The organism is Pseudomonas sp. 5P_5.1_Bac1 (assembly GCF_025466015.1).
In the GTDB taxonomy this organism is placed as follows: domain Bacteria; phylum Pseudomonadota; class Gammaproteobacteria; order Pseudomonadales; family Pseudomonadaceae; genus Aquipseudomonas.
Window position 1 is genome coordinate 48,301 of record NZ_JANLNX010000108.1, and the last position, 23,980, is coordinate 72,280.

Sequence of the window (23,980 nt, forward strand, 5' to 3'; positions counted from 1 at the left end):
GCTTAAAGGACTGGTAGATCGCCATGGTCTAGTGCTAGCTGCCTGCTGCTGCGGCTGCTCCACTTGGCTCTGCATGAAGAGCCTGATTCACCGTTGTTGTCCGTCCCCGACACTCATTTGGCCGCCTGGCGCCCCTTCGCACGGTTGTCCTGAAAGCTTGCCCTGCCACTATTCCCTATCAGGTCTTTCAGCGGCAGGAGGTGGATGGTTTGGGCGCACTCGCCAGGGTTTCCAACAACGATGAGGTGCTGCGCTTCGGTCGCTATACCGTGCACTCGGGACAGCGCTTGATGCTCGCCGACGAGCGTCGGCTACCCATCGGTGGCCGGGCTCTGGACATTCTCCTGGTGCTGCTGGAACAGGCCGGTTCGCTGGTAGACAAGCCGACGCTGCTGGCGCGGGTCTGGCCGGACACGGTGGTCGAGGACATCAATCTACGGGTGCACATCGCCGCGCTGCGTCGGGTGTTGGGCGATGACCAGCGTTTCATCGCCAACGTGCCCGGCCAGGGCTACGCGTTCGTCGCGCCGGTACAGCGCGAAGGCGCTGCCGCATCCGCATCTGCGACGACCCACAACCTGCCAACCCGCCTGAGCCGGATCATCGGCCGCGATGAGGAGTTGGCGGCGCTCGGCCTGTTGCTGTCGCAACGCCGGCTGGTGACGCTCAGTGGCCCGGTCGGCGTGGGCAAGAGCGCCCTGGCCCTGAGCGCCGCCGAAACGCAGACGCCGCGTTGGCGCGATGGTGCCTGGCTGATCGACTTCGCCGAGGCGCAATGCCCACGCGAGGCGGTCACCGGCCTGCTGCGTGATCAGGGCCTGGCGCCTTGTGACGAGTGTCCGCTGGCGGGTTTACCGGGCTACCTATTGAATCGGCAACTGCTGCTGGTGCTGGATCACTGCGAGGCGATGCCGCAGGGCAGTCGCCGGCTGGCCGAAGCGCTGCTGGCGCTGGCGCCGGGGGTGACGATTCTGGCGGTCAGTCGCGAGCCGTTGCGCATTCGCGGTGAAACCCTGTTACCCGTGGCACCGCTGGCGGTCCCGCCCAGCAGCGACGCGCACAGCGTGGAGCAGTTCATGAGCTATGCCGCGGTGCGCCTGTTCGTCAGGTGCGCCCAGGCCCGGCAGGCGGATTTCGTCCTGCGCCCGCAGGACCTCAAGGCGGTCTGGGAAATCTGCCGGCGGCTCGACGGGTTGCCGCTGGCGTTGGAGCTGGCGGCGGCGCAGATCGATGTGTTCGCCCTGGTCGGCTTGCGTGCGCATTTGAGTGAAGGTCTGCAGGTGCTAAATCGGGGACGGCGCACCGCCCAGGCCCGGCATCAATCGCTGAAGGCGGCGCTGGACTGGAGTTTCCAGCGCCTGCCGGCGATCGAGCAGCAGGTCTTGCGCAGCCTCGCGCAACTGAGCCGGCCATTCAGCCTGGAACAGGCGGTCGCCCATGTCGCCGCCGACGGCATCGGCCCGCTGCCCGCCGTGCGGGCGGTGGAGCGACTGGCCGCCAAATCGCTGCTGGCGGTGCATTACGCGCCGCTGCGTTACCGGGTGCTGAACAGCACCGGTTGGTACCTGCGCCAGAGCGTCGAGGACGGCGCGCTGCTTCAGCCGGCCTGAGTGCTTTCGTAGCGGCTGCGTGGTTGTTCACGGGCGGGCAGTTGCTCCAGCAACTGGCGCGCCCGCAGCACCTGCGGCGTGGCGAACCCTTCGCTGAAACGGGCAAGCACCGGCGCCAGTAACTGCCGGGCGGGCAGCGGTCGGCCGTCTTCCAGCCAGAGCTGCGCCAGGGCGCTGGCGCTGCGCAGTTCCCAGGCCAGCGCCTGTTGTTTGCGGGCGATGCCGAGGGCCTTGAGCAACAGGACTTCGGCTTCCTGACGAGCATTCGCGCCCGCCACCATAAGCTGCTCGGCCCGTGAGCAGAGCAGGGCAGGGCCGGCCCAGCCGGCGTCGCCGTTGTGTGCTCTTTCCAGCAGCGCGGTATCGACCCGCCCTGGCACCTGCGTCGCCAGCAGGTCGCCGATCAAGCCGGTGGCCGGCTTGCCGGGTTCGCCATCGAGTGCCCGGGCGTAGTGCTCGGCCCAGTCCTGGAATACACCCACGGAATGGCGGATGGACTGCTCGCGTAGCAGCGCCACGCGCTCCCGGGCCTGTTCCGCGTCGCCGTTGTACCAGGGAATGACGCAGCCGCTGAGGGCGAGGGTGTAGCACAGCGTGGTGCCATGGTTGATCTGGCGCGCCAGGTCCAGCGCCTGCTCGGCGGTGCACGCGGCCTGTTCCGCCAGCCCCTGCAGCCAGAGAATGCGCGCCAGCAGGGTGAGGGCGGCGACGCTCTGGTCATATTGCACACCGAAACCTTGGGTGAAGCGGTTGAGGCGGCCGCTGTGGGCCATGCGTTGCAGCGCGTCGGCGGCCTCGGCGCGGGCGCCGGCCTGATCGCCGCTGAAGTGCAGGCCAAGCCCGCGCAGGCGCTGGGCGCTGAGGGCCAGTTGCGGGTCGTGGCTGAGGCCGCGCTGGTCGAAGTCGCGGCTCAGGTGCAGCGCTTGCTGGTATTCGCCCCGGCTCAGGTTGACCGCCATATGCCCGGAGATCGCCCGCAACTGGCCGGGCATGTCGCCGTGGCGCTCGGCGAGTTCGCGGGCGCTGCCGAAGGCGTCGAGGGTTTCCTGGTTGCCGCCATGGTCGTGGTAGCTGAAGGTGCCCATCGCCAGCTTGAGGTTGATGTGCAGGTGTGCGGCGGGATGGGCGTCGGCGTCCAGGTGCAACAGCGCCTTGCGGATATGCCGGCCATGCTCCGAGAGCAGCGACAGTTCCTGCCACAACGGTGCCGACGCGGCGGTCAGCCGGGCGCCGAGCAGGCCCGCGTCGCTGCTGGCGAAACCCCATTCCAGCGCCGCGCGCAGATCGTCGAGGGCCCGCGAATAGCGCTCCAGCCACTGCTCGGCGCTGGTCTGCGGCCACTCGCGTTCGGCCTGCTGCATGATCACCAGATAGCGCTCGGCATGGCGCTTGAGCGCCGCCGGCAACTCGCCGGCCTGTTGCAACCTGGCCATGGCGTAGCTGCGGGTGGTGTCGAGCAGGCGGTAGAACACCTCTTCATCACCGACATCGACATTGAGCAGCGACTTGGTCACCAACTGGCTCAGCGCATCCAGCACCTGCTCGCGGCCGAGGCGTTCGTCGGTGACCAGGGCCAGCGCCGAGGCCAGGGTGAAGCCGCCGCGAAACACGCTGAGCCGGCGCAGGCAGGTGCGCTCGCTGTCGTTGAGCAACTGAAAGCTCCAGTCCAGCGTGGCGCCGAGCAGTTGCTGCGGGGCCGCGTCAATCTGCGGCTGGGCCAGGTGTTTGCGCAGATCGCCGAGCAGACCGTCGAGGTCGAGGGTCGCCAGTTGCGCCGCGGCCAGTTCCAGGGCCAGCGGAATGCCGTCGAGCTGACGGCAGATAGCGAGCACCGTGGTCAGGTTGGTGGTGTCGAGTTCGAAGCTGTCCTGGCTGGCGATGGCCCGTTCGACGAACAGTTGCACGGCGCTGTAGCGCAGCGCTTCGGCGGGGTCGAGCAGGGCGTCGGCCGGCGGGCATTCCAGCGCGTCGAGGCGCTGCAGCCATTCACCTTCGGCACGCAGGCTCTCGCGGCTGGTCACCAGGATCTGCAAGCGCGGGGCGCAGCGCAGCAGGTGTTCGCAAAGGCTGGCGACCGAGTCCACCAGATGCTCGGCGTTGTCGATCACCAGCAGCACCTGACGTTCGCTCAGGTAATTGCACAGGGCGTCCAGCGGCGCCTGGTCGGGCAGGGCCAGACCGAATACGCCGGCGAGGTTGCTGACGATCATCGACGGGCTGCTCAGCGGGCTCAGGTCGAGCAGGCGAACGCCGTCGCGGTAGTGCCCGAGCAGTTGCTCGGCGACCCGCAGCGCCACGGTGGTCTTGCCGATGCCACCGGGGCCGGCGAGGGTCAGCAGGCGTTGCTGCGACAGTTGATCGAGCAGTTGATTGACCAGCACCTGGCGGCCGATTGGCCGAGTGCGCCGCAGGGGCAGGTTGTGCGCGGCGTTGACCCGGTCGGGCGACAGCGGCGGTGGGGTCTTTAGCGTCAGCGGCGCGACGAAGCTGTAGCCGCGCTGGGCCACGGTGACGATGTAGCGCTGCCCGCCCTGGCCGTCGCCGAGTGCCTTGCGCAAGGCGGCGATGTGTACGCGCAGGCTGATGTCCTCGACTACCGTGTCGGGCCAGACCAGCGCCATCAGTTGCTGTTTGCCCAGCACTTCGCCGGGCCGCGCCAGCAGCGCGAGGAGGATGTCCATGGCGCGCCGGCCGAGGCGCAACGGCCGTTCGTTCTCGACGATCAGGCGCTGGCCGGGAAACACCCGGTAAGGGCCGAACTGAATGGCCTGTTCGCTGTTGTTGCTCACATCGTGCTCCTGACGCTGTTCCGACTACCGGCAGCGGCCCTGAAAGGGCTCTGCCGCGTGGCTTTGGCGCATGTTGGGCAGGTTCGGGCAGCAACGCAATGGCGGCGTCGCCGGTGCGCCTCGGTACGCGGTCTACGCTTGTACAGCTGTGCACGGTGCAGGCCCTGTTTGCGGGCGCCTGCCGGCAGTCGAGGGAAAAACACTACGCCGCGCAGGGGAATAATTAACAACGATTAACTCGTCCATGATCGCCTCACGCCCAAGAATCAACGGGATCAAGCGCCAGGGGAGTCCGACATGACTGAATCATCCACAGTGCGGCCCGGTGAACGCCACACCGTCGCGACCGACGGTGACGAGGAGCGCGGCCATGACTGACCGCGATGACCACACCGACCCGGCCCGCCGACGCCTGCTGGCCGCCGGCTCTCTCCTGACCGCCGCCGCGACGCTGCTGCCGCGGTTGTCCTTCGCCTCACTCACTTCTGACCAAGGACCTGCAATGAATGCCGACCTGATTCTGTTCAACGGCCAGTTCCACACCGTGGACCGGGAAAATCCGCAAGCCACCGCAGTCGCGATCAAGGATGGGCGTTTCATCGCCGTGGGCAGCGATGCCCAGGCCATGGCCGCGCGCAGCACCGGCACCCAGGTCATCGACCTCAAGGGCCGCTGCGTGATCCCCGGCCTCAACGACTCGCACCTGCACCTGATCCGTGGCGGCCTCAACTACAACCTCGAACTGCGCTGGGAAGGCGTGCCGTCGCTGGCCGACGCCCTGCGTATGCTCAAGGACCAGGCCGAGCGCACCCCGACCCCGCAATGGGTGCGGGTGGTCGGTGGCTGGAACGAATTCCAGTTCGCCGAAAAACGCATGCCGACCCTGGAAGAGCTGAACCAGGCCGCGCCCGACACGCCGGTGTTCGTCCTTCACCTGTATGACCGCGCCTTGCTCAACCGCGCCGCGTTGCGGGTCGCCGGCTACACCCGCGATACCCGCGATACCCCCAACCCGCCGGGCGGCGAGATTGTCCGCGACAGCAAGGGCGAGCCCACCGGCATGCTGGTGGCGCGGCCCAACGCGATGATTCTCTACTCGACCCTGTCCAAGGGGCCGAAGCTGCCGTTGGAATATCAGGTCAACTCGACCCGCCAGTTCATGCGTGAACTCAACCGCCTCGGCCTGACCAGCGCCATCGATGCCGGCGGCGGTTTCCAGAATTACCCTGACGACTACGAGGTGATCGAGCAACTGGCCAAACAAGACCAGTTGACGGTGCGCATCGCCTACAACCTGTTCACTCAGAAGCCCAAGGACGAACTGGCCGATTTCAAGAACTGGACCAGCAGCGTCAAGCTGCACCAAGGCGACGACATGCTGCGCCACAATGGCGCCGGCGAGATGCTGGTGTTCTCCGCTGCCGACTTCGAGGACTTCCTCGAACCGCGCCCGGACCTGCCGCCGAGCATGGAGCAGGACCTTGAGCCGGTGGTGCGCCACCTGGTTGAGCAGCGCTGGCCGTTCCGCCTGCACGCCACTTATGACGAATCCATCAGCCGCATGCTCGATGTGTTCGAGAAGGTCAACCGCGACATTCCGTTCAACGGCTTGCCGTGGTTCTTCGACCACGCCGAAACCATCACCCCGCGCAATATCGAGCGGGTGCGGGCGCTGGGCGGCGGCATCGCGATCCAGGACCGCATGGCGTTCCAGGGCGAATACTTCGTCGAGCGCTACGGCGCCAAGGCCGCCGAAGCGACCCCGCCAATCAAGCGCATGCTTGCCGAAGGCGTGCCGGTCGGCGCCGGCACCGACGCCACCCGGGTTTCCAGTTACAACCCGTGGACCTCGCTGTACTGGATGGTCAGCGGTCGCACCGTCGGCGGCCTGGCGTTGCATGAGGAAGGGCTGTCGCGCCTCACCGCGCTGGAGCTGTTCACCCACGGCAGCGCCTGGTTCTCCTCGGAGCAGGGCAAGAAGGGCCAGATCAAGGTCGGCCAGTTGGCGGACGTCGCAGTGCTCAGCGCCGACTACTTCAGCGTCGATGAAGAAGCCATCAAGTGGATCGAGTCGGTGCTGACCGTGGTCGGCGGCAAGGTGGTGTTCGGCGCCGACGACTTCCGCAACCACGGCCCGCTGGACATTCCGGTGCTGCCGGACTGGTCGCCGGTGGTCAAGGTGCCGGGTCACTGGCGTCCGGCCTCGCCGTTGCAGGCGCAGGTGCACCAGTGCAGCGGCCCGTGCGGCGTGCATGCCCACGGCCATGAGCGGGCGCGCCTGTCAAACGTGCCGGTCAGCGACTTCCAGGGCTTCTGGGGCGCGTTCGGCTGTTCCTGCTTCGCCTTCTGATTTCACCTCGGCGCGGGCTTCAAGCCCGCGCCATCCCGCGTCATTCAACCCCTGGGAGTCATGTAATGAGCGCCAACTACAAACGCCTGAACAAAGACGATGCCGTGGTATTGCTGGTGGATCACCAGACAGGTTTGATTTCCCTGGTGCAGGACTTCTCGCCCAACGAGTTCAAGAACAACGTCCTGGCCCTGGGCGACCTGGCGAAGTTCTTCGGCTTGCCCACCATCCTCACCACCAGCTTCGAACAGGGCCCCAACGGCCCGCTGGTACCCGAGCTGAAAGCGCTGTTCCCGGACGCGCCGTACATTGCCCGCCCTGGTCAGATCAACGCCTGGGACAACGAAGACTTCGTCCAGGCGATCAAGGCCACCGGGCGCAAGCAACTGATCATTGCCGGCGTGGTGACTGATGTCTGCGTGGCGTTCCCGACCCTGTCGGCGCTGGCCGAGGGCTTCGACGTGTTCGTGGTGACCGACGCTTCCGGCACCTTCAACGAAACCGTGCAGCAAGCGGCCTGGGCGCGCATGACCGCGGCCGGCGCGCAGATGATGAACTGGTTCTCGGTGGCCTGTGAGCTGCACCGCGACTGGCGCAACGATATCGAGGGCCTGGGCAACCTGCTGTCCCAGCGCATCCCCAACTACCGCAACCTGATGAACAGCTACGCGGCGCTGACCGCCAAGTAAGCGCATTCGGCGGTTCTTCCAGCGGGCTTGTCGCGGATGCGGCAAGCCCGTTGTCGTTCACGGGGTATCAGGTCAGGCAACGCTGCCAATGAAGTTCGCCAGCTCCGGCGTTTGCGGCGCGTCAAACAGCACTTTCGGATCGCCCATCTCGTGCACCTTGCCCTGGTGCATGAACACCAGTTTGTCGCCGACCTCGCGGGCGAAGCGCATTTCGTGGGTGACCATCACCAAGGTCATGCCTTCGCGGGCCAGTTCACGCACCACGCTGAGCACTTCGCTGACCAGTTCTGGATCAAGCGCCGAGGTGATTTCGTCACACAGCAGCACCTTCGGCGACATCGCCAGCGCCCGGGCGATCGCCACCCGTTGCTGCTGGCCGCCGGACAACTGGTCGGGGTAGGCGTCGAAGCGATTGCCCAGGCCGACGCGGTCCAGCATCTGTTGCGCCAGCGTGCGGGCGTCGGCGTTGGAGGTCTTCTTCACCAGTTGCGGCGCGAGCATCACGTTCTCGCCGACGCTCAGGTGCGGGAACAGGTTGAACTGCTGGAAGATCATCCCGACTTTCTGCCGCAACGAACGCAGGTCGGCGCGCGCGGCGTCGAGGTATTCGCCGTCCACTTCGATCACCCCGTCGTTGATCGACTCCAGGCCGTTCAAGGTGCGCAGCAGGGTGCTCTTGCCCGAGCCGCTGCGGCCGATGATCGCCACCACCTCGCCTTGTTCGATGCTCAGGTCGACGCCCTTGAGCACATGGTTATTCCCGTAGTACTTGTGCAACGCAGACACTCTAACCAGCGGCATGCAGCCTCCTTTCCAGGTAACGGGCACCCAGCGACAGTGGAAAACACAGAATGAAGTAGCCCAGGGACACCAGGCCGTAGATCAGGAAGGGTTCGAAGGTAGCGTTGGCCAACATGCCGCCGGTCTTGGTCAGCTCGGTGAAGCCGATGATCGACGTCACCGCGGTGCCCTTGACCACCTGCACCGAGAAGCCCACGGTCGGCGCCACGCCAATGCGCAGCGCTTGCGGCAGGATCACATGGCGCAGTTGCTCGTAACGGCTCAGCGCCAGGCTCGAACTGGCTTCCCACTGGCCACGGGGAATCGACTCCACGCAGCCGCGCCAGATCTCGGCGAGAAAGGCGCTGGTGAACAAGGTCAGCGCCACCGCCGCGGCGACCCAGGCCGAGACATCGATGCCGAACAGGGCGATGCCGAAAAACACCATGAACAGTTGCATCAGCAGCGGCGTGCCCTGGAACAGCTCGATATAGCCGCGGCTCAGCACCCGCAGCGTGGTGTTCTGCGAAATCCGCCCGACCAGCATCAGCAGCCCGACCGCGCCGCCGCACACAAAGGCCACCAGCGACAACAGCAGGGTCCACTGCAAACCGGTGAGCAGGTTGCGCACGATGTCCCACAGAGTGAAATCCATCAGCCTCTCCTCACGATCAGGCGGCGGCCCAGCAGGTTGAGCAACTGCCGCACGCCGATGGCCATCAGCAGGTAGATCAGGGTGGTCAGCAGGTAGGTTTCGAAGGCGCGGAAGTTGCGCGACTGGATGAAGTTGGCGGCGAACGACAACTCCTCGGTGGCGATCTGCGAACACACCGCCGAGCCGAGCATGACGATCACGACCTGGCTCGACAGCGCAGGCCAGACCTTGGCCAGGGCCGGGCGCAGGATCACGTAGCGGAACGTCTCGAAGCGACTGATGGCCAGGGCCGCCGCCGCTTCCAGTTGCCCGCGCGGGATCGCCTGGATGCCGGCGCGGATGATCTCGGTGGAATAGGCACCGAGGTTGATCACCATCGCCAGCACCGCGGCCTGCCATTCGCTCATGCGCACGCCGAGGGCCGGCAGGCCGAAGAAGATGAAGAACAACTGGACGATGAACGGGGTGTTGCGGATCAGTTCCACATACACCGCGAACAGCCAGTTGAACGGTCGCAGGTTCCAGGCGCGGACCGCCGCGCCGACGATGCCCAGGGCAACGCCGAACACGGTGCCAATCAGCGTCAGCTCCAGGGTGAACGCCGCGCCCTTGAGCAGCAGGTCACCCTGGGCCAGTACCGCGGCGAAATCGAATTGATAGGCCATGCGCAGGGGCTCACTGGAAATCGGCGGGCAGCGGCTGTTTCAGCCATTTCTCGGCGTTGCGGTTGAGGCTGCCGTCGGCGACGGCTTCGGCGAGGATGCCGTTGACCTTCTCCAGCAGCGCCGGCTGTTCCTTGGCCATGCCGACGTAGACCGGGGAGTCCTTGAGCTTGACCTTGAGCACCGGGACTTTCTTCGGGTTTTTCTCGGCGATCGCCGCCATCACCACGCTGCCGCTGGCGATCAGGTCGACCTGGCCGGAGAGGTAGGCGGCGATGGTCGAGTTGTTGTCCTCGAAGCGCTTGATGGTGGTGCCTTGCGGGGCCACGGCGCTCAGTTCCATGTCTTCGATGGCGCCACGGGTGACGCTGATGGTCTTGCCGGCCAGCGCCTCGACGCTGTCGACGCTGCTGTCTTGCGGGCCGAACACGGCGAGGTAGAAGGGCGCGTAGGGTTTGGAGAAGTCCACGACCTTCTCGCGCTCGGGGTTCTTGCCGAGGCTGGAGATCACCAGGTCGACCTTGCCGGTGGTGAGGAAGGGGATGCGGTTGGTGCTGTTGACCGGCGTCAGGGCCAGCTTCACCCCGAGCTTGTCGGCCAGCAGTTGCGCGGTGTCGATGTCCAGGCCGCGCGGCTTGAGGTCGGGGCCGACCGAGCCGAACGGCGGGAAGTCCTGGGGCACGGCGACTTTCAGGACGCCGCGCTGGGCGATGTCGCCCAGCACATCGGCCTGAGCGCCGGCGGCGCTGCCGCAGAGGAGGGTGGCCAGCAGAAGGGTGCGCAGTTTACTCATGGTCAGTACCTCGGGGCGGATCAATGGGCTGAAACGTTTCGAGCCCATTGCAGCCGGCGTGCCATGCGCGGAAAAATCTTGAAAAATTACCTGGAAGCCCGGTTCTGCGCGGTATTACTGGTCTGAACAGTTGGCCCGCCGGCGACCGCCACGCAAACGCATTTTGCCCCGAGAAAAGGCAATGTTTACGGGCTTGCGCCAGGATGGGGCCAAACTTGCGTGGTACAGGGAAAAGGACGTAAAACAGCGCATTCTTCGTTCTGACTGGTCTGAACACATGCTCGACATTCCCACCCGCAGTGCCGTTCCCGAACAGGCCTTGCAGGCCATCCAGCGGCTGATCCGCGAGGGCGACTACCAGCCCGGCGATGCCTTGCCCTCGCAGCGCGACCTGGCCGACCAGTTGGGGGTGAGCCGCGCGTCATTGCGTGAAGCCTTGTCGTCGCTGAGTGCTTTGGGCGTGGTCAGCGTGCAGCCGGGCAAAGGCGTCTTCGTGCAGGGCGCCAAGAGCGAGCAGGCGCCGGAATCGTCGTGGTTTTCCTGGCCGTTCGCCGAGCAGATCGGCGCGGCGGACACTTTCCAGTTGCGCTACGTGCTCGAAGGCTTCGCCGCGGGGCAGGCGGCCAATGCCCTGACCGCCGACGACCTGGATGAACTGGCGGTCAACGTCGAAGCCATGCGCGAGCAATTGCGTGCCGGCCACTTCGAGGCGGCGGCGAAGCTGGACTTCGCCTTCCACCGGCGCCTGCTCGAAGCCAGCGGCAACCGGGCGATGCTGCACATCGTCACCGCCAGCGAAGCGATCTTCGCCGAGAGCCAGAAGCTGCCGTTCATCCGCCCGGAGCGGGCGATGGAGACCTGGCAGGAACACCGCAAGATCCTTCGCGCCCTGAGCCGCCATTCAGCGAGCGCGGCGCAGAAGGCGATGCAGGAACATATCCGCAATGCGGCGGCGCGGACCGGGATCGTGTTTGGCGGGTGACGAGCAGCCAGTCCAGGGCTTCATCCCACAGCGCTTGCGAGCCCTCGCGGAAATAGCCCATATGGCCGATGCCGCGCCCGGCGTCCGGTTTCAGGTCGCGCAGGGTCAATGGCGCATTGCCGTAGGCCCTGACAAAGGCATCCCGTGAACGCGGTGGCGCCCAGGGATCATCTTCCGCAGTGGCGAACACGCACGGCATGCGCACGCTGGCGTAGCGCGCATGCAGATGGCTCATGTCTGGGTCGTCGAAGTAGTAATGCGGCCAGGCGCACCAGCGTTTCCAGTCGCGGTACACGCCCAGCGGCAAGTCATCGCCCATGCCCAGCAGACTCCAGGCCATGTAGCCCTTGGTCGCGACGATCAGCGGCAGTATGCAGCGCCATAGCACCCGTACTTTCAACGCTTCGAGCGGTGCCATCCAGCCCGCCCAGCCCGCGCCGCTGCCGAAGCTGTAGCACGCGTGGATCGCCTGGTGGTTGGGCAGCAGGCCGATGGCATGGCCACCGAAGGAGTGACCGACCCAGTACAGCGGCAGTTCTTGCGCCGCCAGCAGATCGACGGCGGCGGCGAGGTCCTGGTACGCCCAGTCCAGGTAGGACATCTCGAAACCCTTGAGCGACGCCGGTCGCGACTGGCCGACGCCGCGGTAGTCCAGGGTCAGCACAGTGAAGCCACGGCGTGCGGCATGCTCGGCGAAGCGCCGGTAGAAACGCTGCTGCACCCCGGTGGCGCCGGCCAGGATGAGGTTGCCATGGGCCGTCCCGATCGCGCTGTAGCGGGTCGCCGCCAGTGGGTAGCCGTCACGGGCGGTGAGGGTGAGGGGGCTGATCATTGGGTCGGTTCCATGTCTTTTGAGTGGGTCTGAGGAGGTCATCGCTGAATGGGTAACGACACTCAGCGGCCCTTGAACACCGGGGCGCGCTTTTGCAGCATCGCCATCACCCCTTCGCGGGCGTCTTCGCTGCGGATCAGGCTGAACAACTGCTGGTCGAGCAGGGCGAGGGCGGTGGTGTCGCCGTCATCCAGCGCGGTGAAGGCCGACAGCAGTGTGGCCCGCACCCCCAGCGGCGCAGCCCGGGCGATGCGCTCGGCGTACTCGATGGCCCGGGCTAGCGCCTGGCCCGGTTCCACCACCTCGGTCAGCAAGCGCATGCGCAGCGCTTCGGCGGCATCGAACTCATCCCCGGTCAGCAGGTAACGCATGGCATCGCTCCAACCCGCGGCGCGAACGAAGCGCACGCTGGAACCTCCCGCCGGGGCAATGCCGCGCAGCACTTCCAGGTGGGCGAAGCGGGCATCGTGCTCGGCAATGGCGATGTCGGCGTTGAGCAGCAGCTCGATGCCGGCGGTCCAGCAGGTGCCCTGCACCGCGACCACCACCGGCTTGGTCCGCCGGGTGCCGCTGACACCCCAGGGATCGATGCCGCCCTCGGGATAAGCAAAGCCACCATCGGCCAGCTTCGGCGCCAGTTCCATCAGGTCCAGCCCGGCGGTGAAGTGCGCGCCATGGGCGAACAGTACCGCGCAGCGCAGGTCGTCGTTGCCTTCGTATTCACCAAGCGCCAGCGCCAGCTCGCCGAGCAGGGCGCTGTCGAAGGCATTGCGTTTACCGGCCCGGTCCAGGCCGATGAGAAACACATGACCGCGCTGTTCACGGGTGACCCGACCCGGGCCGCTGTTGGCTTCACTCATGTCGATGCTCTCCTGCATTGATTGGTTACTGACCGTTTGTTTGGTTTTCTTTGATGAAACTAAACAAACATTCGGTAACCGTCAAATTGAGCCACCAAGGCTTATACCCTAGAATCACTGACCGTGATCGAGAGCCCGAACCCATGCGCCCGCCGAAGATTTCCCGCGATGACCTCCTGCGCCAATGCGCCCGCACGTTCAAGCGCCTGGGCTACCACGGCACTACGATGGATGCGCTGGCGACCGCGTGCGGGCTGACCAAGGCGTCGTTCTATCACCATTACCCGAACAAGGAATCGCTGTTGCGCGATGTGCTGGAGTGGACCCACCAGGGCCTCGCCCAGAACCTGTTCGCCGTGGCGGGTGACGACAGCCTCGCGGCGGATGAGCGTCTGGCGAAGATGGGCCGCAAGGCCATGCGCCTGTTCCAGGACGATGCCATTGGCTGCCTGATGGGCGTGGTTGCGGTGGATGCCAGCTACGGCAAAAGCGAGTTGATGGCGCCGATTCGCGCGTTCTTCGATGACTGGGCCGCGGCCTGCGCGTTGCTGTTTCGCGATGTCGCGACGGCGCAGGAGGCCAGCGAACTGGGCCGGCAGATGGTCGCCGACTACGAGGGTGCAATCCTGCTGGCGCGCATCTACGATGACGCCAGCTTTATCGAGCGGGTGACCCGACGCGCGCTCGACCGCCTGAACACCCACTGACTGCCGAGGACTCTTCCGCGTGCGCTACGACCTCACCAGTCTCGACCTGTTCATCACCGTCGCCCAGGAGCGCAACCTCACGCGCGCGGCGCGGATCAAGCACCTGGCGGTGTCGGCGATCAGCAAGCGGATCAGCGAACTGGAAGCGCAGATCGGCTCGCCGCTGCTGATCCGCAATGCTCGCGGCGTGGAGCTGACACCGGCCGGGCAGTCGCTGCTGTTCTACGCCCGGCAACTGAAACAGACCCTGGCCCAGCTCGACACCGAGCTGAGCGATTACGCCAGCGGCGTGAAGGGGCATATCCGCATCCATGCCATCACCTCGGCGCTGTCGCAGTTCCTCCCGCAGGACGTGGCCGGTTTCGCCGAGCTGTACCCGCAGATCAGGTTCGATATCGAGGAACGGGTCGGTTCGGCGGTGATCCGAGCGGTGGCCGATGGCCGTGCCGACCTTGGCATCATCGCCGCGCAGACCGCCGCGCAAGGGCTGGAAACCCTGCCGTACCGCGATGACGAACTGGTGCTGGTGGTGCCCGCCGGGCACGCTTTGGCCCAGCGCAAAACGGTAGCGTTCCGGGATGCGCTGGAGCACGAGTTCGTCGGCCCGCACCTGGAAAGTTCGGTCCACAGCCTGCTCACCCGCGAAGCGGAGAAGCTCGAGCTGCCGCTGCGCCTGAGGATCCGCATCAGCAGTTTCGACTGCATGTGCCGCCTGGTTTCCAACGGCCTTGGCGTTGCGGTGCTGCCGCGCAGTGTGGTCAGCCAGTACCAGCGCAGTCATGCGCTGAAGACTGTGACCCTCGCCGAACCTTGGGCCAAACGTTCATTGCTGCTGGCCTTCCGTAAATACGACGCGGCTTCGCCAACCCTGCGCACCTTCATCGATCACCTCAAACTGCCTGAGGCGTGATGCTTACGAGCGTTCTCCATCGGAGAACGCTTCCGTGGTAATTGATCAATTTTCATCCTTGCACGCTGCTCCTAGTATCGGCCTCATCAACGGCGTCCCGGCTTTGCCTGGCCCGTAAAAACAGAAAAAAAGCCGAGCGATGAGCGCATGACCGAGACTGCCCGCGACCTCCTTTCCCCCCTGGTGATCGATCAACAGGCGTTTGCCTATGTCGATCTGCACAAGCTGCTGACGCCGGCCGAGGTGGCCCGCCTGCCGTACTCGGTCCGCATCCTGCTGGAGAACGTCGCGCGTTGCTCGCCCGAGGCGCTGCCGTCGGTGCTGGCCCGCGCCACCGGCCAGGGTCCGGACTGCGAAGTACCGTTCCAGCCCAACCGCCTGATGTTCCACGACACCACCTGCCTGCCGGCGCTGGCCGACTTCGCCGGCATGCGCGATGTGGTGGCCGAGCTGGGTGGCGATCCGCAGGCGATGAACCCGCTGATTCCCGCCGTGCTGACCATCGACCACTCAGTGATCGTCGAGCGTTACGCCGAAGCCGACGCCGTGGAAGCCAACCTGGATATCGATTTTCGCCGCAACAGCGAGCGCTACCGCTTCATCAAGTGGGCGCAGAAGAGCCTCGACAATTTCGGCGTGATCCCGCCGGGCACCGGCATCATCCACCAGATGAACATGGAAGCCCTGGCCAAGGTGATCTGGGAAAGCCGCACGGCTGACGGCCAGCGCCTGCTGCACCCGGACGACATGGTCGCCACCGACAGCCACACGCCGATGATCAACGCCATCGGTGTGCTGGGCTGGGGTGTCGGCGGCCTGGAAGGGCAGGCGGCGATGGTCGGCGAACCGGTGCCGATCAGCTTTCCGCAGGTCATCGGCATTCGTCTGAGCAATGCCTTGCGCGCCGGCGTGACGGCCACCGACCTGGCCCTGCATGTGGCCGAGATCCTGCGTCAGCGTTCGGTAGTGGGCAAGTTCGTCGAGTTCACCGGTCCCGGGCTTGCCACCCTGGGTTGGGCCGCCCGCGGCACGGTGTCGAACATGGCGCCGGAGTACGGCGCCACCGTGGTGTTCTTCCCGTTCGACGACGAAACCCTGAGCTACCTGGAACTCAGCGGCCGCTCCGCCGAGTTGCGCGAGCAAGTGATCGCCTACATGAGCGCCCAGCCGCTGTGGCGCCGCGACGAGCTGGCGCAGCCGCAGTTCGACGAACTGATCGAACTGGACCTGGCCAGCATCGAGCCGAGCGTCGCCGGCCCCCATCAGCCGCACCAGCGCCAGCCGTTGTCGGCGGCCGCTGCGTCGTTCCGCGATGAAGTGCTGGGCGGCGAGGGCTTGATCGCCGGGCCGAGTGCCCGGGAATTCTTCGAGCCATCGTTCGAGCAGCCCATCACCCATGGCGCGGTGGTGATGTCGGCGATCACCAGTTGCACCAACACCGCCAACCCGTCGCTGATGATCCAGGCCGGCCTGCTGGCGCGCCGTGCCCGCCAGCTCGGCCTGCAACGCAAACCCTGGGTCAAGACGTCGCTGTCGCCCGGCTCGCGGGTGGTGGCCGATTACCTGGCCGAGGCCGGCTTGCTGGAAGACTTTTCGGCGCTGGGCTTCGACCTGGCCGGCTTCGGCTGCATGACCTGCATCGGCAACTCCGGCAAGCTCGAAAGCCATGTCGAAGCCTTCGCCGAGCAGGGCCTCAAGGGCGTGGTGGTGCTGTCCGGCAACCGCAACTTCGAAGGCCGAGTCAACCCGAAGGTGCCCGCCGGCTACCTGGCGTCCCCAGCGCTGTGCGTGGCCTATGCCATCGCCGGCAGCATCGCCATCGACCTGAGCCGCGATGCCCTGGGCACAGGCGCCGACGGCCAGCCGGTCTACCTGCACGACCTGATGCCGTCGGACAGCGAGGTGGCCGGGCAGGTGGCCAGGGTCGTGCGCCCGGAATTCTTCCAGCAACGGCTGGCCACGGTGTGGGACGGCACCCATCACTGGCAGGCGCTCTCCGCCGAGGGCAGCGTGCAGTTTCCGTGGAGCCCGCAGTCCACTTACCTGCGCCGCCCGCAGTACCTGGCGGATATCCAGGCCGAGCCGAAAAGCAGCCTGGCGATCAGTGGTGCACGGGTATTGATGGTGCTGGGCGACAACGTCACCACCGACCATATCTCGCCGGCCGGCGCGATTCCTGCCAACAGCCTGGCCGGGCAGTGGCTGCTGGAGCGCGGCGAAGACCCGCATGACCTCAACCAGTACTCGACCCGGCGCAGCAACCACGAAGTCATGTTGCGCGGCGCGTTCACCAACAAATCGGTAAAGAACCGCCTGCTCGGCGAGCAGCAGCCTGGGCCCGGCGCCTGGGCCTGGACCGCTGACCACAGCGCCTGCCTGCCGCTCTACGAGGCGGCCAGCAGCTACGCCGCGCAAGGCACGCCGATGGTGGTGTTCGCCGGCATCAACTACGGCGCCGGTTCCAGCCGCGACTGGGCGGCCAAGGCTCAGGCGTTGCTCGGGGTCAAGGCGGTGGTGGCGCGCAGCATCGAGCGGATCCACCGCAGCAACCTGATCGGCATGGGCGTGATTCCCCTGCAGTTCCGCGACGGACAAAGCGTGGACGACCTCGGCCTGGACGGTTGCGAACTGCTCGACTTCGTCGGCCTGGACGACCTGCGGGTAGGCGACAACTCGGTGACCCTGGTGATTCACCGGGCCAATGGCGAGCGCCGCGACGTGGACCTGAACGTGCGCATCGACTCGACCCAGGAGGTCCGCTACCTGCGTAACGGCGGAGTGCTGCCGTATGTGATTCGCAAGGTCGTCGCCAGGACCAAGGGCTAGCGGGTGCGCGCTGGCTTGCCAGTGAAAGGCCCTCAATAACAACACAAGATCCGGAGTAACCCCATGTACGCCTACGTCGGCTCCCGCACCACCCGTGAGCGCAACGCCCGTGGCGACGGTATCAGCGTCTTCGCCGTCGATCCGGAACAAGGCAGCCTGCGCCTGGTGCAAACGGTCGATGGCCTGGTCAATCCCTCGTTCCTGGCCCTCAACCGCCAGGGCGATCGCCTCTACACCGTGCACGGCGACCGCAGCGAGGTCAGCGCCTTCAGCATCGACAAGGCGAGCGGCCGGCTGACCTTCCTCAACCAACAGAGCTGTGAAGGCAAGAATCCGGTGCACCTGGCGCTGGACCCGAGCGAGCGGTTTCTGGTGGTGTCCAACCATCTCAGCGGCACCCTGGCGGTGCTCGACATCGAACCCGATGGCGCCCTCGGCAGCGTGCGCCAAGTGGTTGAGCTGCACGGCCCGACCGGTCCGCACCGGATCGAGCAGCCGTTCGCCAAGCCGCATTTCAATGCCTTCGATGGCAGCGGTCAGTTCGTCCTGGTGCCGGACAAGGGCCTGGACCGGATCTTCGTGTTCCGCTTCGACAACGGTCGCCTGACGCCCACCGAACAGGCCTTCGTTGCCAGCCGTGAAGGCGCAGGGCCGCGCCATGTGGTGCTGCATCCCGAGGCGCCATTGGCCTTCGCGATCAACGAACTGGACTCCAGCGTCACCAGTTACCGTTTCGACCCGGCCAGCGGCGCATTGCAGGCGGTGCAGGTGTTGCCGTCGCTACCGTCGAACTTCACCGGCAACAGCCGCGCCGCGGAAATCGACGTGAGCCGCGACGGGCGCTTTCTCTACGCCTCCAACCGTGGCTGCGACTCCATCGCGGTGTTCGCCATCGACGCCGCCAACGGCGTGCTGACCCCGGTGGAGTTTGCCCCGAGCCAGGGCCGCACCCCGCGTTTCTTCACCCTCACGCCCAACCAGCGGTTCGTCTTCGCCCTCAACGAGGACAGCGATTCGATCGTCTCGCTGGCCGTCGATGCAACGAGCGGGCGCCTGCGCGACAGCGGTTTCTCGATCGCCACCGGCAGCCCGGTGTGCATGGTTTTTTCTGCCTGATCCACCCGGACTTCGGCCCGGTCACTATAAAAACGCACGGAGCGGGCGCAAGCTTGCTCTCAATGAGGTCGCCATGAACAAAAACAATACGCTCGACGAACATGCGATCGTCCGCAAGGTCACCTTGCGGATCATCCCGTTCGTCTTCCTGCTGTACATCGTGTCCTACCTGGACCGCGCCAACATCGGCTACGCGGCCCTGGAAATGAACAAGGAACTGGCCCTGACCAGCGAGGCCTTCGGCTTCATTTCCGGGATCTTCTTCATCGGCTACTTCCTCTTCGAAGTGCCGAGCAACATCATGCTCAACAAGTTCGGCGCACGGGTGTGGATCGCCCGGATCCTGGTGACCTGGGGCGTCATCGCCGCAGCGACCGCCTTCGCCCAGAGCGCCAACCAGTTGTATGTGCTGCGCTTCCTGCTCGGCGTGGCCGAAGCCGGTTTCTTCCCGGGCGTGATCGTCTACCTGACCTTCTGGTTCCGCTCCCGCGAGCTGGCCACCACCGTGGCGCTGTTCACCGCGGCGATCCCGGTCAGCTACATCATCGGCGCGCCGCTCTCGACCTGGATCATGGACAACATCAAGTGGTTCGACTGGAGCGGCTGGCGCTGGATGCTGTTCCTCGAAGGCATCCCGGCGGTGCTGCTGGGTGTGGCCTGCTACTTCTTCCTCACCGACAAACCGGAGCAGGCCAAATGGCTGAAACCGGAGGAGAAGGCGTGGCTGCTGGCCGAACTCGAGCGCGACCGCCAGAGCCGCAAGAACGTCAAGAGCCTGGGCGTGTTCAAGACCATGACCAACCCCAAGGTGCTGTACCTGGCGTTCATCTACTTCGTCTACCAGTGCGGCAGCCTCGGCGTCGGCTACTGGATGCCGCAGATCATCAAGGGCTTTTCCAGCGAGCTGAGCCACACCCAGATCGGCCTGATCGCCATGCTGCCGTATATCGTCGCCACTGGCGTGATGGTGGCCTGGTCGCGCAGTTCCGACCGCCGCAACGAGCGCAAGATGCACTCGGCACTGCCATTGCTGGTGGCGGCGCTGGGCCTGGTGGGCGCGGGCATGCTCGGTAGCCCGGTGCTGTCGATGGCGATGATCTGTGTCGCGTTGTCTGGTCTGTACAGCTTCAAGTCGCCGTTCTGGGCACTGCCGACCCTGTTCCTCGACCGCACCACTGCGGCGGTGTCCATCGCCGTGATCAACTCCATTGGCAACCTGGGCGGTTTCGTCGGCCCGTCGATGATCGGCGTGGTCAAGGGCAACAGCCAGAGCGCGGCCACCGGGCTGGTGTTCCTCAGTGTGCTGCTGGCGATTGCCTTCCTCATGACCGCCTTGATGCGGGTGAACAACAAAGAGCCCGGCCAGCCAGTGGCGGCTTCGGCGCACTGACTGTCGCCATCGCGAGCGCGCTCGCTCCTGCGGTCGCGATGATCCGACCTTTCCAACGCTCCCAGCCTGGCCCCCACCACGGGGCCACGGCACCCCCATACCTATAAAAAACGGACACCCCGATGCACAACAACAAAAACACCATCAAGACCTTGATTGCGCTGTCCCCGTGCCTGGCCGCCGGCACCGCCAGCGCCGCCGGTTTCATCGAGGACAGCAAGGCCAGCCTGCAACTGTCCAACTACTACTTCAACCGCGACTTCCGCGACGGCGCCGGGCAGAACAAGCGCGAGGAATGGGCCCAGGGCTTCGTCCTCGATCTACGTTCGGGCTACACCGCCGGCACCGTTGGCTTTGGCCTCGACGCTCTGGGCATGCTCGGCCTGAAACTGGATTCCAGCCCGGACCGTACCGGCTCCGGCCTCTTGCCCACCCATGACGACGGCCGCGCCGCCGACCAGTTCGGCCGCGTCGGGCTGACCGGCAAGGTGCGGGTGTCCAACACTGAGCTGAAGTACGGCACGCTGATTCCCAAGTTGCCAACCCTGCAGGCCAACACCGGACGGATCCTGCCGCAGACGTTCGACGGCGGCCTGCTGACGATCAAGGAACTCGACGGCCTGACCATCACCGGCGCACGTTTCGAGCGCATGACCGACCGCGACTCCACCAACGCCGTCGGCCTGACCCTGAACAACAAGAACCGCCGTTTCAGCAGCACTGCCGATGGCGATGCGTACCTGATCGGTGGTGCCGACTACGCCCTCGGCAAGCAGGTGCTGCTGAGCTACCAGTACGCCGAGCTGGAAGAGGTCTATCGTCAGCACTTTTTCGCGCTGGTGCATACCGCAAACTTCGGTCCCGGCAAGCTGAAAAGCGACCTGCGCTACATGCTCAGCGACGACGCCGGTGCGGCCCGCGGCGGGCGGATCGACAGCGGGGCGCTGAACGCGCTGTTCACCTATAGCCTCGGCGGCCATGCCCTGGGCCTTGGCCTGCAGAAAATGAACGGCGCCACGTCGATGCCGTTCATCAACGGCACCGACCCGTACCTGACCAACTACATCCAGATCAACGATTTCGCCGAGCCCGGCGAGCGTTCGTGGCAGGTGCGCTATGACTACGACTTCAGCGCCATCGGTGTGCCGGGGCTGACCTTCATGAGCCGCTACGTCAAGGGCGACCAGGCCGACGCCGCCACCGCGGTCGGCGCCGGGCATGAGTGGGAGCGCAATACCGACCTCGGCTACGTGTTCCAGTCCGGGCTGCTGAAAAATGTCGGGGTCAAATGGCGCAATGCGGCGTACCGCTCGAGTTTTGCCCGTGGTGCCGATGAAAACCGCTTGATCGTTTCCTATACCTTGCCGATCTGGTAATACCAAAGCCCGCTGCGCAGGCCGTCCGTAGTCGCGGACTTACCCGCGATGGCCTGCTCGGCAGGCCCACTCACCTCTGGAGTTTGATCGCATGACCACCCCGAACGCCGCCGTCCTCGCCGACCTCGCTCCCGACGGCATCCTCCGCGCCGCCATCAACTTCGGCAACCCAGTCCTGGCCCAGCGCGGCCCGGACGGCGAGCCACAGGGCGTCTCCGTGGCGCTCGCCAAGGCGCTGGCCGACGAACTCGGCGTAGCGCTGGAAATGCGCACCTTCGACGCCGCCGGCAAGGTTTTCGCCGCGCTCGACGAGGGCGCCTGGACCCTGGCGTTCCTCGCCATCGAGCCGGTGCGCGAGGCGCAAATCGCCTTCAGCGAGCCCTATGTGCTGATCGAAGGCACTTACCTGGTGCGCGCCGAAGCGCCGTTCCAGCAGGTCGAAGACCTCGATCAGGCCGGCCTGCTCCTGGCGGTGGGTGAGGGCGCGGCCTATGACCTGTTCCTCAGCCGCACCCTGCAACATGCACAACTGGAACGGGCGGGCACTTCGGCCGGTGCCGTGGACCTGTTCATCGCGCAGAATCTGGACGCCGCGGCCGGTGTTCGCCAGCCGTTGCAGAAGGTCGCGGCCGCCGATTCGCGCTATCGGGTGCTCGACGGCGCCTTTACCGCTATTCGCCAGGCGATGGCGGTGCCGAAAAGGTGCGACAATGGCGCCGCTTATGTGCGTGACTTTATCGAGCGTTGCCTGCGTCAAGGCTTTGTTCGTGGCGCATTGCTGGCCACCGGACAGACCGATGTCAGCGCTCCACGCTGAGTGATCGATTTTTAACCCGTGCAATCCCACTTGAGGTAGCAAGCAAGATGGCCAAGGCCGCCGATGTCGTTGTGCAATGCCTGGAAAACGAAGGTGTCGAGTATGTGTTCGGCATTCCCGGTGAGGAAAACCTCGACCTGCTGGAATCCCTGCGCAAGTCGAAGATCAAGCTGGTTCTGACCCGCCACGAGCAGTCCGCGGGCTTCATGGCCGCGACCTATGGCCGCCTGACCGGCAAGACCGGCGTCAGCCTGGCGACCCTCGGCCCGGGCGCGACCAACCTGGTGACCGCCGGCGCCTACGCCTACCTGGGCGGCATGCCGATGCTGATGATTACCGGCCAGAAGCCGATCAAGAAATCCAAGCAGGGCCGTTTCCAGATCATCGACGTGTGCGGAATGATGGACCCCATCACCAAGTACACCCACCAGCTCGCTTCCGCCGACAACATTCCTTCGCGCATGCGTGAAGCCTTCCGTCTGGCCGAGGAAGAGAAACCGGGCGCGGTGCACCTGGAACTGCCGGAAGACATCGCCGCCGAGCAGACCGACGCCATGCCGATCCCGCCGAGCCTGCACCGTCGCCCGCTGGCCGAGCACGTCGCCATCGACGCCGCGATCGACAAGCTGCGCACCGCCCGCAGCCCGATCCTGGTGATCGGCGCCGGCGCCAACCGCAAGATGACCGCCAAGGTCCTCAAGCAACTGATCGACCAGACCGGCATCCCGTTCGTCACCACCCAACTGGGTAAAGGCGTGGTCGACGAGCGCGATCCGCGCTTCCTCGGCAACGCCGCGCTGTCCTCCGGTGACTTCGTGCACCGCGCGGTGGAAGCGGCCGACCTGATCATCAACATCGGCCACGACGTGATCGAGAAGCCGCCGTTCTTCATGGTCCGTGGCGGCACCGAAGTCATCCACATCAACTTCCGCTCCGCCGAAGTCGATGCCGTGTACTTCCCGCAGATCGAAGTGATCGGCGACATCGCCAACGCCGTCTGGCAGATCGCCGAAGGCCTGGGTGACACCTCGCACTGGGACTTCACCCGCCTGCTGGCGATCCGCGAAGCCAACGAACTGCAGATCGCCGAAGGCAAGGACGACAACCGCTTCCCGGTCTACCCGCAGCGCCTGGTCGCCGACATCCGTCGCGCCCTGCCGTCCGAAGGCATCGTTGCCCTGGACAACGGCATCTACAAAATCTGGTTCGCCCGCAACTACAAGGCGCACAAGCCCAACACCGTGCTGCTGGACAACGCCCTGGCGACCATGGGCGCCGGCCTGCCGTCGGCCATGGCTTCGCACCTGGTGTACCCGGACCGTCCGGTGATCGCGGTGTGTGGCGACGGCGGCTTCATGATGAACAGCCAGGAACTGGAAACTGCGGTACGCCTGGGCATGCACGTCACCGTGGTGATCCTGCGTGACGACGGCTACGGCATGATCCGCTGGAAGCAGGCCAACATGGGCTTCACCGATTTCGGCCTCGACTACGGCAACCCGGACTTCGTCAAATACGCCGAAGCCTACGGTGCCAACGGCCACCGCGTGGAAAGCGCCGAAGGCCTGCTGCCGCTGCTGGAGCACTGCATCAAGACCCCGGGCGTGCACGTGATCGACTGCCCGGTCGACTACAGCGAGAACGATCGCATCCTCAACATCGAACTGCGTGAGCGCGCCCTGGCGGTCTAAGGGTTTGACGCTGTTCCGTTGATGATGAAGAACCGCCGCGTTCCGGGTTTCCGGAACGCGGCGGTTTTTTTATGGGCTGGAGAAACGGGCTAAGCGCTTGATGAAGCTCGCACCCCGGCCCAAGCGCCGTCGCTGGCAAGCCAGG

18 protein-coding genes and 1 pseudogene are annotated in these 23,980 nt (G+C 65.6%); 12 read left to right on the forward strand and 7 right to left on the reverse strand.

Going from position 1 to position 23,980, the window contains the following annotated elements; genetic code table 11:
• Positions 1–209: 209 nt before the first annotated feature.
• On the forward strand, positions 210–1,610 hold the full coding sequence (locus NTD82_RS23580) for an ATP-binding protein (protein ID WP_262130489.1): 1,401 nt from the start codon (positions 210–212) through the stop codon (positions 1,608–1,610).
• Here the strand turns inward: NTD82_RS23580 and NTD82_RS23585 are convergent.
• Positions 1,598–4,399 (reverse strand): ATP-binding protein, encoded by a 2,802-nt coding sequence (locus NTD82_RS23585; RefSeq protein WP_262130490.1) that lies wholly within the window; start codon positions 4,397–4,399, stop codon positions 1,598–1,600. The two genes, NTD82_RS23580 and NTD82_RS23585, sit on opposite strands and share 13 nt — an antisense overlap.
• 502 nt (positions 4,400–4,901) lie before the next feature.
• Between NTD82_RS23585 and NTD82_RS23590 the strand changes: the two genes are divergently transcribed.
• Both NTD82_RS23590 and ycaC read left to right on the forward strand, forming a co-directional pair.
• The gene (locus NTD82_RS23590; protein ID WP_262130619.1) at positions 4,902–6,749 is read left to right on the forward strand and encodes an amidohydrolase; all 1,848 of its coding nucleotides are present in this window, start codon (positions 4,902–4,904) and stop codon (positions 6,747–6,749) included.
• Positions 6,750–6,814: 65 nt separating this feature from the next.
• Positions 6,815–7,438: an isochorismate family cysteine hydrolase YcaC gene (gene ycaC, locus NTD82_RS23595; RefSeq protein ID WP_262130491.1), complete on the forward strand. Its 624-nt coding sequence runs from the start codon at positions 6,815–6,817 to the stop codon at positions 7,436–7,438.
• A 72-nt stretch (positions 7,439–7,510) separates the two neighbouring features.
• Here the strand turns inward: ycaC and NTD82_RS23600 are convergent, their stop codons facing one another.
• From NTD82_RS23600 to NTD82_RS23615, 4 genes are read right to left on the reverse strand one after another with little or no spacing between them, the layout of a single operon-like run.
• Positions 7,511–8,239, reverse strand: coding sequence for an amino acid ABC transporter ATP-binding protein (locus NTD82_RS23600; RefSeq protein ID WP_095153769.1), 729 nt, complete (start codon positions 8,237–8,239; stop codon positions 7,511–7,513).
• Positions 8,226–8,876 carry an amino acid ABC transporter permease gene (locus NTD82_RS23605; protein WP_177431563.1) on the reverse strand — a complete coding sequence of 217 codons (651 nt, stop codon included), beginning with the start codon at positions 8,874–8,876 and terminating at the stop codon, positions 8,226–8,228. The genes NTD82_RS23600 and NTD82_RS23605 overlap by 14 nt, the downstream gene beginning before the upstream one ends.
• Complete coding sequence (locus NTD82_RS23610; RefSeq protein ID WP_262130492.1) at positions 8,873–9,538, reverse strand: amino acid ABC transporter permease; 666 nt, start codon at positions 9,536–9,538, stop codon at positions 8,873–8,875. The genes NTD82_RS23605 and NTD82_RS23610 overlap by 4 nt, the downstream gene beginning before the upstream one ends.
• Positions 9,539–9,548: 10 nt before the next feature.
• Entirely contained in the window at positions 9,549–10,328 is a 780-nt protein-coding gene (locus tag NTD82_RS23615; RefSeq protein ID WP_262130493.1) for a transporter substrate-binding domain-containing protein, read from the reverse strand.
• 277 nt (positions 10,329–10,605) lie between these two features.
• Between NTD82_RS23615 and NTD82_RS23620 the strand changes: the two genes are divergently transcribed.
• A complete protein-coding gene (locus tag NTD82_RS23620; protein ID WP_262130494.1) occupies positions 10,606–11,310 on the forward strand; it encodes a FadR/GntR family transcriptional regulator in 705 nt (234 codons plus the stop codon).
• Positions 11,311–11,314: 4 nt separating this feature from the next.
• On the opposite strand, the pseudogene NTD82_RS23625 reads toward NTD82_RS23620, so the two are convergent.
• A pseudogene (locus tag NTD82_RS23625) lies at positions 11,315–12,184 on the reverse strand (alpha/beta fold hydrolase); the annotation flags it as partial.
• Positions 12,185–12,204: 20 nt separating this feature from the next.
• The gene (locus NTD82_RS23630; RefSeq protein ID WP_262130495.1) at positions 12,205–13,002 is read right to left on the reverse strand and encodes a crotonase/enoyl-CoA hydratase family protein; all 798 of its coding nucleotides are present in this window, start codon (positions 13,000–13,002) and stop codon (positions 12,205–12,207) included.
• A gap of 143 nt (positions 13,003–13,145) precedes the next feature.
• Between NTD82_RS23630 and NTD82_RS23635 the strand changes: the two genes are divergently transcribed.
• The 8 genes from NTD82_RS23635 (at position 13,146) to NTD82_RS23670 (ending at position 23,835) form a co-directional block, all read left to right on the forward strand.
• Positions 13,146–13,709 (forward strand): TetR/AcrR family transcriptional regulator, encoded by a 564-nt coding sequence (locus tag NTD82_RS23635; protein ID WP_262130496.1) that lies wholly within the window; start codon positions 13,146–13,148, stop codon positions 13,707–13,709.
• A 19-nt stretch (positions 13,710–13,728) separates the two neighbouring features.
• The gene (locus NTD82_RS23640; protein WP_262130497.1) at positions 13,729–14,619 is read left to right on the forward strand and encodes a LysR family transcriptional regulator; all 891 of its coding nucleotides are present in this window, start codon (positions 13,729–13,731) and stop codon (positions 14,617–14,619) included.
• A 147-nt stretch (positions 14,620–14,766) separates the two neighbouring features.
• A complete protein-coding gene (gene acnA, locus NTD82_RS23645) occupies positions 14,767–17,445 on the forward strand; it encodes an aconitate hydratase AcnA (protein WP_262130498.1) in 2,679 nt (892 codons plus the stop codon).
• A 63-nt stretch (positions 17,446–17,508) separates the two neighbouring features.
• Positions 17,509–18,561 (forward strand): lactonase family protein, encoded by a 1,053-nt coding sequence (locus tag NTD82_RS23650; protein ID WP_262130499.1) that lies wholly within the window; start codon positions 17,509–17,511, stop codon positions 18,559–18,561.
• A gap of 73 nt (positions 18,562–18,634) precedes the next feature.
• Positions 18,635–19,951, forward strand: coding sequence for an MFS transporter (locus tag NTD82_RS23655; RefSeq protein ID WP_262130500.1), 1,317 nt, complete (start codon positions 18,635–18,637; stop codon positions 19,949–19,951).
• Between the two features lie 122 nt (positions 19,952–20,073).
• Complete coding sequence (locus NTD82_RS23660) at positions 20,074–21,327, forward strand: OprD family porin (RefSeq protein ID WP_262130501.1); 1,254 nt, start codon at positions 20,074–20,076, stop codon at positions 21,325–21,327.
• Between the two features lie 91 nt (positions 21,328–21,418).
• Positions 21,419–22,144 carry a transporter substrate-binding domain-containing protein gene (locus NTD82_RS23665; protein WP_262130502.1) on the forward strand — a complete coding sequence of 242 codons (726 nt, stop codon included), beginning with the start codon at positions 21,419–21,421 and terminating at the stop codon, positions 22,142–22,144.
• 47 nt (positions 22,145–22,191) lie between these two features.
• Entirely contained in the window at positions 22,192–23,835 is a 1,644-nt protein-coding gene (locus tag NTD82_RS23670) for an acetolactate synthase large subunit (protein WP_262130503.1), read from the forward strand.
• Positions 23,836–23,980 lie beyond the last annotated feature (145 nt).